The sequence below is a fragment of the Bradyrhizobium sp. Ash2021 genome, assembly GCF_031202265.1.
GTDB lineage: Bacteria > Pseudomonadota > Alphaproteobacteria > Rhizobiales > Xanthobacteraceae > Bradyrhizobium.
The window spans coordinates 632,039-645,751 of the sequence record NZ_CP100604.1 but is presented as its reverse complement, the minus strand read 5'-3'; the positions used below and the strand labels follow the sequence as shown (position 1 = coordinate 645,751).

Sequence of the window (13,713 nt, the reverse complement as noted above, 5' to 3'; positions counted from 1 at the left end):
GTGTCGCCCGTTGAGCAAGGTCCCACCGCGCCACGACGCCGCCGGCCTCCCCTTAGACGTCAGCCGCCCCATCCCCGCGCTCAGCCCCACATTGTAACCTTCACACCGTTGTGGTGGCGCCACCCGGGTGTCGTTCAGGTGCGCGGTCGGATCACCATATCGTTAGCCACTCATTTACGGTTCGGCGTCAAATCTTTGGCGATAAATTCGTGTGGCGGGACCAACCGTCGAAAAGGTCGAAGATCACCGCAGGGGGCGGCTTATGAGTTTCATGGCGAGACTAGAACGTGCCAAGTATGAATTGGCCAAGCGTGATGCTGACCCTTTTCGAGACAAGGTGGAGGCGGCCATGCGCGGCAAGTTTGCGATCAGCACCGCGGCCGTGCTCGATTTGATCGGCGAGCCGAAGACGACCGGTACAGCGCGCCGCCTCGCCACCGTCATGCGCGACCTACATTTCATTCCGATCAAGAGCCGCCGCTTGATGCCGGGCGGCCGAGCCGGAAATACTATCACCCGCGGCTGGGCTCGTCCCATTCGCGAAAACAGATCGTCCCCCACGATCAAGCCGACCGGCGCGGCCGGTCACAGAGAAGGGATGATCCCATGAAAAACTATCTTCTTTTTAGGAATTACGACCACTACGCTATCGTCAACGACGATGCAGATTTCATCGTTGGCCGCGTTCGTCCGCTCAACGGGCGTGAAGGCCCCTTTAGCGTGGAAGCCGACCTTGCACCTGATGAGTGCGATAGCGAAATCGCCGTCGTTCAATCACTTGTCGATGCCATCCCCGTACTTGCCGCATACTATGAGCGAAACCCGCCAAGATGGCAGCGCCAAGGTGCGGCGCGGTTCGTGAAGCTTACGCAGTTCGCGCTCCTACGGGTTGAGCGAGATAAACGGGGCAACTGGTTGGCGTATCGCGATGACTACCCGATGCTGCATGATGGCGAGCCCGCATTTTTCGCCACGAGCGAAGAGGCGCAGCGTGCCGCCGATACTCATCTGCTCGACTACTATCCAAACTTCAAACCGATCGAAGATGGCCTATCGTGGCTTCCTGATCCTGAAATTGACTGGCGGTCATGCCCCCATCGGGTTGAGGCCAGAGCCCATTTTGAGCAATTGGCAAGGTCCAAATAGAGAAAGTTCGCCGATGAGCAAGATATCTATAAGCCCCCGCTGGCTTGAGGACTTTGTAACCACCGAACCGGATCAGGCACGACTTGAAATTGAGGCAGCGCTTCGAAGGCTGGTCAGGCAGGGTTTGATATATGATACCGGAAAAAGGAGATGGTCTGAGCGCTCTCAGCAGTATCAGATCGTTTGGGCCGCAGTCCGGCACAAGACGCTTAACTGAGCAATTCGCCGGGCGGTCAGCGTGCCGACGGCGAAGGAAAATTTCAGGTAACAAGACGACTGCACGCTCACGACCCAGTCGCTGCCACCACGTTTCCTTCCCAGCCGGGCGTCGAACGGGTGAACTGATTGAGCAACAGTGCAAAGGTGAAACGCTAGAACCCTCCCGCGCTTGATGTTAGGGCAGCGTCAGGCACTGGCTAGCTTGGCAACGGCAACGTGGTAGCACCTTGTCCGTTGGGAGGGCATCCCTGATTCAGGATGCGGGCTATCATCCGAGTTGGTCACGACGTCCCCTGTTCTCCGCAGAGCAGACATTCGTTTAACGATTGGCAGGTCCGAGAAGTGCCAGTAGGCGACATGTAGAAGAATCATTCGATTGCTTCATCGGCCGTCGCCAAGAGAATTGGCGGCACCGTTATTCCAAGGGCCTTGGCCGCTTTGAGATTGATTATCAACTCTAGTTTGGTCGGAAACTCGACGGGTAAATCGCCGGGCTTTGATCCCTTTAGGATTCTTACGACATAACCGGCTGCGCTGTGAAAGCACTCAGCCAGATTAACTCCGTAGCTGATGAGTCCACCGGCATCGATATGGTCTCGGAAAGCATAGACCGCCGGCAACCGCGTCGCGGCCGCAAGGGCGGAAATTCGCTCCCGCTCGTTGAAGAACATCGGGTCGGTCTGCACAACGACAGCCTGAACACCGCTGTTCGCTAACGCCTGAAAGGCGCCATTGAGATCATCCGGTACACGAACCTCCATGGTGTCCAGTTCAACACCTAGATTCCGATTGGTACGCTCCAGTTCTTCCCGGTCAATGACAACCGGGCCTGCGACGTTCACAAGAAATCCAATCCTGCGGGCACCTGGAATCAGCTGCAATGCGAGTTCCAGCTGCTTGCCGACCAGACCCTCGGTACGGAATAAGACCCCGGTCACGTTGCCTCCCGGATGTGACATGCTGGCAATCAGACCGAGATGAACGGGGTCTGCCAGAAGTGGGCAGACTATGGGAACGGTTTTGGTCAGTGCCGACACGGCTACGACGGCCGGTGTGGCGGTGGCCAGAATTACGTCCGGTCGTAAATCAACCACTTCCCGTGCGAGCGACGCGGCTCGATCCAGTCGACCCTCAGCCGAACGCAGCGCAAGCTCAAAATCTCGATCTTGAACGAAATCGAGCTCTCGAAGTCCCTGCACAAACGCACCCATCAACCTCACATTGCGCTCCGGAGCGACTAGGCTCATAAAAGCGATGACGGGCGGCTTATTCAAAGCTTGTGCGCGCGTGATGAGCGGCCATACTGCCGCCGTGCCGCCGAGAAGTGCGATGAATTCCCGTCGCCTCATGGGTCGCCCTCAGGTCGAGGGTCACAGCCTACCGCATTGTAGCGTGACGGTCGCGTTCTGCATCGCGGCAATTTTCGGTCGCCGATGTCGCAGATGGGTCACGAGCGTCGCCCCTCTGCAACATACGGCCGCCCGTCGGCGTCCGCTGTGCCCCGTTAGCGACCGAAGTCCTACGGCGGCGCAACATTTCGTGAAGGGCCAAAGGCGGAAGTGATCCCGACTCGCAGCGTCGCGAAACGGCGATTGTGCGACACATCGAGGATGGCTCTGTTGAGCCATATTCCCTACTCTGTGCTCCAGACGATTCGCGCCGCAGAAGGTACTCATGCTCGATCATCCAGAGAAAACTGCTCGGCTTTAAAGCTCATCTCTGCCAAATCGAGCGCATCAACAAATACATCGATCACGCGAACAGGGTTGCTCTCGTCAACGAAATCATCGAGGCATTCGGGCAATAGCGTCCACTGCCCACGATCCGCCTGCTCAACGAAGCGCCTCATCAGCTTCCCCCGCAGAATCACGAGAGAATCATAGAAAAGCAGCCAAGTTCTTACACAGCCAGGGTCATAACCGGACTAGGCACCGCAGCAAACAGCATCTTGCGCAGTAGGGACGCGAGCTACCTCGCGCCCCCAGATCCGTACGCCATTCCAGCACTGGCGATTCTGGCGTGGCCGGATGTCGACCGCGACAAGCAGCATCGATACCGCGGCCAACTGCCGTGAGGATCAGGCCGCAAAGAAAGCCCTAGAAATTCAGCGCTGAGCGAAGGACAATGACCCACGCGTTCGGTCGGAGCTTGCCATCGGGGTTAAGGACGCCGCCACCCGGCCGGATGATGTATTGGAGTTCGGGTTGCAGCGTCCACCATGGTTTCGGTTGCGTTTGATACATCATCTCGATCATCGTTTCGCTGCTGCGCACCGGAAAAAAGAAGTTACCGAATAGTCCGGTATCGGCATCCAGCCCGCGCGCGTTGTCGCCGATGCGCGCGTGGGCAAAGGCAACGCCGACCTTGTCGTCGGGACGCCCCGGCACCAGACCTTTGTAAAGCAGGCCGCCGTCGGCGTAGAAGTTGATCAGGTTGCGGTCGTTGGGAACGCCGCCCGCGCGAAGGAATGCGGAAAGGCCTTGGTCGTCGGTGCCGGGAACGCGATAGAGCGTCTGATCCATCACGCCGTAGACGCCGCCGTCCCCGGTGTGCTTGAGCGGAATGCCGGTGGACTGCGGATTTGCGAGCGAGAGGCCGGTATTGTCGAAGCGCTGATCGAAAAACCGCGAGCTGGTGGCGTACCACGCCCCGATGCGGTAGGTGCCGGGAAGTCCTTTGGCGTCCTTGCCCTGATTGGCCAAGTAGCTCGCCTCTGCGATGACAAAGGCGCCGCCGCGAAAGCTGAAGACCGTCCCGGTCGGAAGCGGACCCGGTAGATTGGAGCCGTCGCCGCCGCTGGGATCGCCGCTGAACACCGCGGCCTGGAACTGCAGATCGTCGCGCGGCTTCACACGCACGCGAATGCCGGGGGCGGGCAACGGATAGGCGGGCCCCGAGGCCGGCAGGTTGCCGGCGAGAAAGGTCGGCCAGCTGATGCCGTTGTTGAGGAAATTGGATGCAGTCTCGCTCTGCAAGAACTGGCTGTCTGCCAACATCAGGCCGGCGCGGACGGACCAGTGGTCGTCGGGCGCGTTGTGCTCGTACCAGAGCGCATAGAGCCGTGCGACCGGCCCCGCCTCGAGATTCGACACGGCCAGGATGTTGCCGAGATAGGTCGAACTGAAGAACGGACCATGGGTGACGAGGCCGTGGATATGGATTTTATCTCCCTCCCACCCCAAAAGCTTTTGCAAGTCGAGGTCGACATGCGGCTGGAAGATCCCGATCCCGACTGCGCCGGTCTTGATACCGCCGCTCACATTGGCCAGGAAATCGTTGGTGTAGCTAAGGGTGAAGGTAACGCCGAGGCGCTCTAGATAAGACCGTACGCCGCCCCAATCACCAGTCGCGTATGACCCGCCCGGCGTGGCCGGATTGTCCGACCGTTGCGCTTGCGCCCAGGCTTTCGTCCCTAGTTCGTTGAATGCGCCAAACAAACAAACCACGCCCGCCGCCAACGCCCATCGACGCCGGCCGATCCTCGGCATGAGAGGATTCCAGGAATTCATGCCCCGGCTCCAAGAGTTGACCCGGTTTCAAGAACTCATCTGATGCGAACGTGATCTGTCATTCAGACAATTGTGCGGCCGTAGTTGATCTGACCGGATACGACAACATCGCACGCTGGCCCGATAATAGATCAATGCCGTACGCCATGCCGCGGACAGGTCACGGCTATTGCCAGAAATTGTCGTCAATGAGCGTGACTACGGAAACGGATCGTCAAGTGGCAATGCCCTGATACCTGAACTCCGTCATCATGCCGGTGGCCTGGTGATAGAGATTGTGACAGTGGAACGGCCATCGCCCGGGATTGTCGGCGTCGAAAGCGATCCGGACACGGCCCATTGGCATGACCAGAACAGTGTCGCGGACGGCTCCCTGGATCGGCCGGCTGTCGATCGCGATCACCTGGAAAGCATGGCCATGCAGATGCATCGGATGCGCCATCATCGTGCGATTGACCAGATCGATCTCAATACGCTGCCCCTTGTCCAGCATGAGCGGTTTGACCTGAGGCCAGTACTCTCCGTTCATGGACCATGCATAAGGTTTCATTGCGCCGCCGAGAGCAATCGTATGGATGGCATCCGCGGGGCGTGACGGCAGCGGTTGCACCGCCGCAAGGCGGGCCTCCAGCGAATGATCGACCGGCGGCGCGGTTTGCGCGCTCTCCGCGATCCGCGGTATGCGCGCCCCGGTCGTGGCGAGGATGATGCCGGTCTGCCGACCGTCGCCTTCCAGCCGCGCAAGTATCGGAAACGCGCCGACTTCTGGAAGATCAATCAGGATATCGAGGCGTTGAGCCATCGCGATGGGGAAGCGGCTGCCCGCAACCGGATGTACGGGCTGGCCGTCAGTCGCCACCACGTGGCCGACGAGTTCGCCGAGATCTACCCAGAACTGGCTCGAGGACGCGCCGTTGATGACGCGGAGCCGGATCCGGCCGCCACGCTCGACGCGCACGACCTCCGGATCGGCGAGCGTTCGGTCGTTTGCCAGGATGGCGTCATATTGAACGTCATTCAGATCCATATGCATGCCGCCCGGCCCCGACATGTTCATTGCCGGCATCTCCATTCCTGACATGCCCGCGTCGGGCACGTCGGCAGCCATGCTGCTCAAGCTTGCATGCACCGCATTGGTGCCGACTGTGCGACCTGGAGCCTGCTCCATCTTTTGCAGCATGGCCTGTACCGCGGCTACGTTCGTGCCGGTGAGGCCGGCGAGCACTTCCTCCGGCGTTCGGAAGGTGAAGTCGTGCAGCATGAGAACGACTTCCTGCCGGTCTTCGCGAAGTTCCGCGGCGTCATGAACGATGAGCGGCGCGGTCATCAGGCTCTGCTCCTGCATGTCCTGATGCGAATGCATCCAATACGTGCCCGGAATCGGAGCATAGTCGTAGGCTTGAACCGCGCTGTTCGCGATCGGCGGGCTCTCCGGCCACGGAAAGCCGTCCTGCGTCCAGGGCGGAAGCTGCCCATGCCAATGCACAATGGTGCGCGCGCCAGTCTCATTCACGAGGTCAACGCGGAACCGTTCACCGGGGTCGAGGCGTAGCCCGGGACGGCCGTCCGGACCGATGAGCCCGAAGACCTTGGCCGGTCGACCATTCACTTCAATAATCCGTGTTCCGGCGACGAGCCGCTTCCCAGGAGAGGCTGCAGCGCGCCCCGCGCCCGGGAGAATGGGCAGGGTCGCGGCGGCGAGTGCCGCCTTCAGAAAGCGACGCCGAGAAAAGGGATCGACCCGCAAACGCGAGTTTTGGCCCGCGACGGCATCTGAATGATTGGGAACAGGGGCGTGCTGCACACGCATGTCATCAACTCCATCTCGCTACGATACCCCCATGGGGTATCTAGGGTGCGTAGGAGACGACAACAACGCTTCGTGCCATCACCACCGCTTGAAGGAGTGGTCGACCTCATGGAGGCGCTGCGCAAGCAGCGTCGGCGTGCTGTGCAGGATCGATGGTGGGAACGCCACCATGATGGCGCTCGTAGAATAGACCGTTCGGCGTGAGGATGCCGTCGAGATCCTGCAACGGCGTGCGTCCGGACGCCGATAGATACTGGGGCAACGTCTTCGAGATGTTCTTGATGACGTCTTTTTCGAACGGGGAAGGCGCGCCATATGGCTGGCTTCCCATGAGATCGCCGGGCGTCTTCATCCATTCCGGTACGTTGGGAGGGAGGTTGCCCGTATTTTTGGTCGCGGCGGGCGCTCTTCATGTCCAGCGAGGCCACCAGCAATGACGGCCCCGCCCAACAAGGCACCACCTTCCGTTAGAAATCGTCGGCGGGACGCAGAGGTAACATTCTTGCCGATGTCGGTTGGCGTGGTCATTGTTATCCTCTGCGCGAATCGGTGTGCCTGGAACAAATCGTTGATGCTCGGCCTGTCCCAGAGGCAAGGCATCCTGACGGTAACTACAGAACGCGGCGGTGCTTGTCGCGGATTGCTGCGCCTTATCCGCTCTTGCCGGTTCAACAGGTCAGACAGGAATCGCCTCGGTCCAAGCCGCCTCAAGATCATATGATCGCCGATCGGTGGGTTCACGGCCGGCCAGTCCGGGTTCGGCGGGCTCTGCCATTCTGAGTGCGCCGCCCAATTGTAGTTTGGTAGCCAGCCGGGACCATTAAATTCCATTTCAGTGGGGGCCCGACGCAGAATGGGGATTACTTGATGACACCCGCCACACGGTGTCTCCGACGTCATCGGCGATCAGCAGTCCGCCGGTCCGATCGACTGCCAGACCAACCGGCCTTCCGCGCGCGTGATTGTTTGCATCGAGGAAGCCGGTAACGACGTCCTGCGCCGGGCCGCTGGGTATTCCGCCGCTGAACGGCACGAACACTACCTTGTAGCCGTTGAGAGGCGTTCGATCCCAGCTTCCGTGTTCGCTGACAAACGCACCGCTGCGATAGTTTGCCGGAAGCCCGGAGCCTGTGTACATGGCTACACCCAAGGGCGCGACGTGGGAGCTCAGCGCGTAGTCCGGTACAATCGCCTTTGCCACCAGATCGGGGCGTTGAGGCTGGACCCGCGGGTCGAGGTGCTGGCCGTAATAGCTATAGGGCCAGCCATAGAAACCGCCGTCCTGCACAGAAGTCAGATAGTCCGGAACCAGATCGGGGCCGATCTCATCGCGTTCGTTGACGATGGCCCAGAGTTTGCGGGTCTCAGGCTCCCACGCGAGGCCCGTGGGATTGCGCGTGCCGCTGGCGAGTATGCGATGGGCGCCCGATGCCCGGTCGACCTCCCAGATCGCGGCTCGTTCATACTCAGCTCCAATTCCGTTTTCGGTGATGTTGCTGTTGGATCCGACACCGACATAGAGCTTGGAGCCATCCGGGCGGGCCAACAAAGCCTTGGTCCAGTGATGATCGATCGGGCCGCCAGGAAGGTCGGTCAGCTTGGTGCCAGGGGCAGTGATGCTGGTTTGCCCTTCCTGATAGGGATAACGGATGATGGCATCGGTGTTGGCAACATAAAGATCATTGCCAACCAAAGCGACGCCAAAGGGCGAGTTAAGATGATCCAGCAAGACGGTTCGTAGCTCCGGGACGCCATCGCCATTGGTATCGCGCAACAGCGTTATACGGTTTGCGCCTTTTGCCCTCGCGCCGGCGAGCCACTCTACCCAGGCGGTGACGAGGTCCTTGGGGCGGAAGATCGGCGCTGTTGGACCATTGCCCTCGACCACCAGCACATCTCCGTTCGGAAGGACGAAGAGGGATCGGGGATGCTCAAAGCCGGTGGCTAATGCATGGATTTGCAATCCCTGCGGCACCGTCGGCGCTTCATCGTTTCCCCACGCAACTGCTCTGGCAATCCGGATCGGCGGCAGCAAATATTGCTGCAGCGCGGGGAGCATGGGATGGGCGCCGATCTCGCTTTTCGGGTCACCGCCGTTGTCGTCGCAGCCCGCGAGTCCCAAACCGGCGACGGCGACACAGACGGCGACACCACGCCGTAGTTTCGCCGAACGGACAATCTTGAGGACGCGCATCATGTGTCTGCTCCAACGCGATGAGGGTCCGTCAAGCTCCAGCCGAGGCCGTCGCCAACAGAATGACTACGGCGACCCCGGAAAGCATCAGGCCGGTCGGTACGACTGCGGTATACCCGTCGCGGCTGTGGATGAAGACATTGATCAGTGAGAGCGAGACACCAACTGCGTAGCCGAGCGCGTGGAGCCGCGCCGGCCTTTGCGTACCACGTGCAAGGTCGATCACGGCAGCAATCACCGCAAAGCCGGCCACGATCAGACCAGCCACTATCAGCCAGACGGAAAACCTCTGCCACATCACCTCGGCAGTCCGCCAATAGAGCAGATCGGTCACAAAAGCGGCCGTGAAATACGCGACGGAAAACGGAAGCAAGATTCGATGAATCGCTTGTCTGTCGGCTTTGGCCGTTGACTGCGTGCTGGCATCGCGCGCGAAGGACGTCTCATTTATCGTGTCGTGCTGCATATCTCGATCCTCAGAGCCATTACCGTTTTTTCACATAGTAAAGCGCTGCGGGCTCGCCATTAAATTAGAGTTTAGTGTCTTGGGGAGTCGGATCGCTGACGGATCTTGATGGCACTAAGCGTCTTGGCGATGCGCCACGGCCAGATCGCACTGTTGTTGTGGTCAAAATAATAATGGTCGCGCGCCGCTAACGGCGAAAAGCTCGGCCGGCGTCGGTTGAACGGAACCGGTTTCGTCGATTTGCGCGGCTTTGAATGACGCCGTTTCACCGCTCCAGCGCCAGGGCAATCTCCACAGCGACCACCCTCGCAAGGTCCGCAATTGGCGGGCTTTGCACTTCGGTGTAAGCTCGCTGAACTCTCCAATTCGCGCGAACCCCTTCCAGTTTGAGTATTCGTTGGAGTTTCATATGAAAATATTCCGACAGAATTGGTCTCGCACACCCGGTATTGCCGCGGCATCGTCGATCGTTATTGGCATTTTGTTATTGGGCGAAACGATGGCGTATGCGCAAGTAACGCGGTCAGCCGACAATGACGTCATTGCCGACGACAATCGTAGCTTTGCCAATCCGTCCCAATCCCCCACTCAAACGGATCCAGTTTTCAAGCCGAGCCCATCGGGAACGACCAGGACTGCAGGTAAGCCGCGGGAAAATGTTACCTATCAAGACAAGATGACCGGCGACTGGGGTGGGCTACGTACGCAACTCCACGATCGGGGCGTAGACGTTGAGCTGAAGTACGTTTCGGAGAGCGCAGCGAACCCGATCGGCGGACAAAATAAGGGGGCCGCGTATACGCAACAGGTCTCCCTGGGAGCCAAGCTGGATCTCGATAAGCTGGCCGGGTTGCAGGGAGCGCAGGCGGTCATAACCCTGAACGACCGCGTCGGGACAGATTTGAAGCCTATTATCGGTAGCCTGCAATCGCCCCAGGAGGTTTTCGGAGCGGGGCAGAATGCGCGCATCTCCGAAATGTACTATACTCAGCAACTGTGGTCCGACCTCATCGAGCTCAAGGTGGGATTTTCTCCAGTTGGTGACGACTACAACACCAGTGAGCTCTACTGCTACTTTCAATCTGGCGTGCATTGCGGTCACACACCCGCTCTGAGCACAAACATTGTAGCGTTCAATTACCCGACCGGGGCTTGGGGCGGCCGCGTCAAGATTCAAGGCTTTTCAGAGTCCTACGTTCAAACCGGCATTTACCAGGTTAATCCTAATGCGGGCAGTCCGGGGTCCGGCTTCGACCTGGGCTTTCATGGCACCGGAGTCCTTGTGCCCATCGAATTCGGCTGGCTGCCGGCAAGCGGCCTCGGCGGCTTGCCGGGAAAGTACAAAATTGGCGCCTACTACGATTCATCCAGCTACGCCGACGTTCTCCGCGACATCAATGGCAATAATGCGGGCATCACGGGACTGCCCATGTTGACCGACCTCGGACGTTGGGGCGGATGGCTGCAAGGCGAGCAAATGGTCTACCGGGAACCCGGCTCGCACAATCGCGGTGTCACGGTTTTCGGCGTCATCGCATTTGGCGACCAGAGAACGTCCCAGTACACATGGACAGGAGCAGTTGGTCTGGTGCAAAAGGGCGTCGCCAGTCGCGACGATGACTATATCTCCGTGGCTGTCGCCCGTGTGCACCTGAACGGCAATTCCGTCTTGTATCAGCAGGGCCTGAACGTCGTGAAACCGGGAAGTGTCAACGTGGCAACCGAGGAGACGATCTATGAGATCAACTATGGTGCGCAAGTAACGCCGTGGTTTCTGCTGCGTCCTAATCTGCAATATATCCAGCGGCCGGGAGGAACCGGAGTCATTCCCAACACTTTCGTCGTCGGGTTGACGGCGACCGTCGACTTCTGAAATCCGTTGACGGGCAAGCGCGCCTCGGCAGAGGCTCGGCAAATAGAGCGGACACTCGATGAGGTTTCGCAGACCTGAGTGTGAATGCTGTCGAAAAATGGCTCTGACTCACTTTTGATACAGTTTGTGGGATGTGTGGCGCTTTGATTGGGGGAGAATCAGTGCCATGCAGCAGGCACTCCACCGCTCCAGTCTGGTGCCGCGTGGGTTTGTTGTAGAGAGTGCGTACTACGAGGGTGATAAAGCCATTATTGCGGTCCGGGCATCCGGAATCGTTGGTCTGTGCCCATCGTGCGGAACGGTTTCCCGGCGTGTCCATAGCCGGTATCGGCGACGCGTGACCGATCTGCCGCTTTCGGGGCGGATCGTACAGCTCCTTGTGATTGCCCGCCGATTCCGCGGCGACGCCGTCCTGTGCGGGCGTCAAATCTTTACTGAGCGCTTCGCCGAAGGGTGCTGGCTCCATCATCGCTGCCTCGATGTATTACGGCTGGTCCAAGGAGTTCCTGGAGGCCGGCAAGCGCCGGCTGGCGGGCGATACGGCGCGCGACGCAACCTCCGGCGAAGTAAAGGACCTTCGCCGTGAGACCTCCGCCTTGAAGGAGGTCGTGGCCGATCTCACCCTGGAGAACCCCCTGCTTAAAAAAAACATGAACGGGGATGGGGAGGACGAGGCATGAGATATCCGTCAATACGGCGCCGGAGCGCTCGTTGTCGTGGCGCGATTTGACAGCGCCGTCAATCGCTCGTCTGCAACCAACAGCTGGCCAGTCAAGAATTCGCGCTCGGCCCGGTTCAGCTCCAGCGCAAAGATCAGCTGATACTGGCGCTCCTAGCTATCCACGGAAACGAGGAGCCGCAGCGCGAGCTTCAAACCGCGACGTCGGTCGGCCCTAGCAGGTTGCTGAAGAACTTGGAAAGTTGAGTTTCTTTGTCTCAATGGGACGGTCGATCCGGGTTTCATGTGTTGTGTTGGCTGGCTTGATGCAGTTTTGTTGACCTGCACGCGGGCGCTGCTCGTTGGCGCCGCTAGGCGGCCATCAGCTTGGGGATGCGGATCAGGTTATAGGCGATCAGATTGAGCAGGAAGTTGGCGGCGACGCGACCGATGCCGCGATGTTTGGTCTTGCGCATGGTACCGTGCTGCTTGCCCCAGCCGAAGATGCACTCGATCATCGCCCGGCGCGATTGCGACATGCCGTACCCTGGATGCCGCGTGGTTCGTTCGTCGATGGCGCTGTTGCGGGTCTTGCCGGTTTTGGTGACGGCCTGGTTCTGCGTCACATGCGGTGTCACGTTGATGGCCCGAAGATTGGCCACATGATCGGTGGTATCGTACGCCTTGTCCTCACCGACCGTGATGCGGTGGCCGGCAGCTTTGCTTTTGGCCTTTAGCATGATCTCCGATGCTCGGCGCTCGGCGGTACCATTGGCGTGTGTAACCATGCCGGCTACCGCCAGCCCATGCCGGTTCTCCATGGTGGCATGGCCCATATAGCAAAGCTTCGCCTCCCGCCCGGCCGCCTTGCGGTAAAGCCGGCTGTTGGGGTCACTGGTGCTCGCGTGGGTGTCGTTCTTGCGCTTCTGGCCATGGAAGTTCGCGCCGTCATCATCGTCGCCGCTGCCGTCCTTGGGACGAAAGCTCTTCTGTGAAGCCCAGGCTTCGATCAGCGTTCCATCCACCGAGAAATGCTCGTCCGACAGCAGCGGCCTGACCTGCGGATGGTTCAGAAGTCTGGTCATGAACTTCTTAAACACCTCGCCGTTCTGCAGCCGGTCGCGGTTCTTGGTAAAGGTGGTCGGGTCCCAGACCGGGTCGTCGGGCGAAAGCCCCACAAACCAGCGGTACAAAAGATTATAGTTCAGTTGCTCCATCAACTGGCGTTCCGACCGAATGCCGTAGAACACCTGCAGCAACAATGCGCTCAGCAATTGCTCGGGAGGAATCGAGGGACGCCCATCGCTGGCGTAAAGTCTCCCAAGGCTGCGGTTTAACTCACTCAAGACATCCCGGACCAGCACCCGGATCTTCCGCAAAGGATGGTTGGGAGGCACCCGGGCCTCCGGCGAAATGTACGAAAACATCCCGCCCTGATCCGCAAACCTGCCACGCATGCTCGTCCCCAGCGATTCGAGATGATAAAGTGAATCACCAAGTTCCCACCGTGGCGAGGGGGTTCTTCAGCAAACTGCTAGGCAAAGTACGTCCTCCAGTCCATCATTAAGTGCTTTCAGTTCTTCCGTTGTTTGGTGTTGAGTGAGTAACCGCGAACCGCCGCGAGTAAAGTTCATCCACTAGCCGCCACAGCGCTTCTAGTAGACAAGCACAGGGACGTCTCGCCGCCTCGAGAGCGATTGCGGTACTCGGTTTCCGATAAGGCCGCGTCCGTAAATACAAAAAGATCCTAACGGGTTTTTCACCGTTGGGAATTCTGGCTAACCGAGTGTCGATCGATTTATTAAATGAATTTACCTCGGATGCGGAAGTCGAGGCAT

11 protein-coding genes and 2 pseudogenes are annotated in these 13,713 nt (G+C 59.3%); 5 read left to right on the top strand and 8 right to left on the bottom strand.

Features of this window, described 5'->3' with window-relative positions; all coding sequences use genetic code 11:
- The first annotated feature begins 262 nt into the window (after nt 1-262).
- Both NL528_RS03120 and NL528_RS03115 read left to right on the top strand, forming a co-directional pair.
- Nucleotides 263-610 (top strand): hypothetical protein, encoded by a 348-nt coding sequence (locus NL528_RS03120; protein ID WP_309181259.1) that lies wholly within the window; start codon nt 263-265, stop codon nt 608-610.
- On the top strand, nt 607-1,146 hold the full coding sequence (locus tag NL528_RS03115) for a hypothetical protein (RefSeq protein ID WP_309181258.1): 540 nt from the start codon (nt 607-609) through the stop codon (nt 1,144-1,146). The genes NL528_RS03120 and NL528_RS03115 overlap by 4 nt, the downstream gene beginning before the upstream one ends.
- 587 nt (nt 1,147-1,733) lie before the next feature.
- Here the strand turns inward: NL528_RS03115 and NL528_RS03110 are convergent.
- The 7 genes from NL528_RS03110 to NL528_RS03080 all read right to left on the bottom strand — a co-directional run bounded on the left by NL528_RS03110 (nt 1,734) and on the right by NL528_RS03080 (nt 9,344).
- Entirely contained in the window at nt 1,734-2,714 is a 981-nt protein-coding gene (locus NL528_RS03110; protein WP_309181257.1) for an ABC transporter substrate-binding protein, read from the bottom strand.
- Between the two features lie 323 nt (nt 2,715-3,037).
- Complete coding sequence (locus NL528_RS03105; protein ID WP_309185364.1) at nt 3,038-3,214, bottom strand: hypothetical protein; 177 nt, start codon at nt 3,212-3,214, stop codon at nt 3,038-3,040.
- A gap of 247 nt (nt 3,215-3,461) precedes the next feature.
- The gene (locus tag NL528_RS03100) at nt 3,462-4,853 is read right to left on the bottom strand and encodes a carbohydrate porin (RefSeq protein WP_309181256.1); all 1,392 of its coding nucleotides are present in this window, start codon (nt 4,851-4,853) and stop codon (nt 3,462-3,464) included.
- Nucleotides 4,854-5,088: 235 nt separating this feature from the next.
- A complete protein-coding gene (locus tag NL528_RS03095; protein WP_309181255.1) occupies nt 5,089-6,483 on the bottom strand; it encodes a multicopper oxidase domain-containing protein in 1,395 nt (464 codons plus the stop codon).
- A 307-nt stretch (nt 6,484-6,790) separates the two neighbouring features.
- Nucleotides 6,791-7,036 (bottom strand): hypothetical protein, encoded by a 246-nt coding sequence (locus NL528_RS46915; RefSeq protein WP_375143981.1) that lies wholly within the window; start codon nt 7,034-7,036, stop codon nt 6,791-6,793.
- 480 nt (nt 7,037-7,516) lie between these two features.
- Nucleotides 7,517-8,881, bottom strand: coding sequence for a PQQ-dependent sugar dehydrogenase (locus NL528_RS03085; protein WP_375143980.1), 1,365 nt, complete (start codon nt 8,879-8,881; stop codon nt 7,517-7,519).
- 28 nt (nt 8,882-8,909) lie between these two features.
- Nucleotides 8,910-9,344 carry a DUF2231 domain-containing protein gene (locus NL528_RS03080; protein ID WP_309181254.1) on the bottom strand — a complete coding sequence of 145 codons (435 nt, stop codon included), beginning with the start codon at nt 9,342-9,344 and terminating at the stop codon, nt 8,910-8,912.
- Between the two features lie 409 nt (nt 9,345-9,753).
- Here NL528_RS03080 and NL528_RS03075 point away from each other — a divergent pair, with 409 nt between their 5' ends.
- From NL528_RS03075 to NL528_RS03070, 3 genes and pseudogenes are all read left to right on the top strand, one after another.
- Entirely contained in the window at nt 9,754-11,217 is a 1,464-nt protein-coding gene (locus NL528_RS03075; RefSeq protein WP_309181253.1) for a carbohydrate porin, read from the top strand.
- 166 nt (nt 11,218-11,383) lie between these two features.
- Nucleotides 11,384-11,560 (top strand): annotated as a pseudogene (locus tag NL528_RS46910) (ISL3 family transposase); the annotation flags it as partial.
- 124 nt (nt 11,561-11,684) lie between these two features.
- A pseudogene (locus NL528_RS03070) lies at nt 11,685-11,908 on the top strand (IS3 family transposase); the annotation flags it as partial.
- Nucleotides 11,909-12,246: 338 nt separating this feature from the next.
- Here the strand turns inward: NL528_RS03070 and NL528_RS03065 are convergent.
- Nucleotides 12,247-13,332, bottom strand: coding sequence for an IS5 family transposase (locus tag NL528_RS03065; RefSeq protein ID WP_309181252.1), 1,086 nt, complete (start codon nt 13,330-13,332; stop codon nt 12,247-12,249).
- Between the last annotated feature and the right edge of the window lie 381 nt (nt 13,333-13,713).

What these genes read in the sequence shown, in the direction of transcription:
- NL528_RS03120 (WP_309181259.1), top strand. Translation starts at nt 263, where the DNA reads ATGAGTTTCATGGCGAGACTAGAACGTGCCAAGTATGAATTGGCCAAG.
- NL528_RS03115 (WP_309181258.1), top strand. Translation starts at nt 607, where the DNA reads ATGAAAAACTATCTTCTTTTTAGGAATTACGACCACTACGCTATCGTC.
- NL528_RS03110 (WP_309181257.1), bottom strand. Translation starts at nt 2,714, where the DNA reads ATGAGGCGACGGGAATTCATCGCACTTCTCGGCGGCACGGCGGCAGTA.
- NL528_RS03105 (WP_309185364.1), bottom strand. Translation starts at nt 3,214, where the DNA reads ATGAGGCGCTTCGTTGAGCAGGCGGATCGTGGGCAGTGGACGCTATTG.
- NL528_RS03100 (WP_309181256.1), bottom strand. Translation starts at nt 4,853, where the DNA reads ATGCCGAGGATCGGCCGGCGTCGATGGGCGTTGGCGGCGGGCGTGGTT.
- NL528_RS46915 (WP_375143981.1), bottom strand. Translation starts at nt 7,036, where the DNA reads ATGAAGACGCCCGGCGATCTCATGGGAAGCCAGCCATATGGCGCGCCT.
- NL528_RS03085 (WP_375143980.1), bottom strand. Translation starts at nt 8,881, where the DNA reads ATGATGCGCGTCCTCAAGATTGTCCGTTCGGCGAAACTACGGCGTGGT.
- NL528_RS03080 (WP_309181254.1), bottom strand. Translation starts at nt 9,344, where the DNA reads ATGCAGCACGACACGATAAATGAGACGTCCTTCGCGCGCGATGCCAGC.
- NL528_RS03075 (WP_309181253.1), top strand. Translation starts at nt 9,754, where the DNA reads ATGAAAATATTCCGACAGAATTGGTCTCGCACACCCGGTATTGCCGCG.
- NL528_RS03065 (WP_309181252.1), bottom strand. Translation starts at nt 13,332, where the DNA reads ATGCGTGGCAGGTTTGCGGATCAGGGCGGGATGTTTTCGTACATTTCG.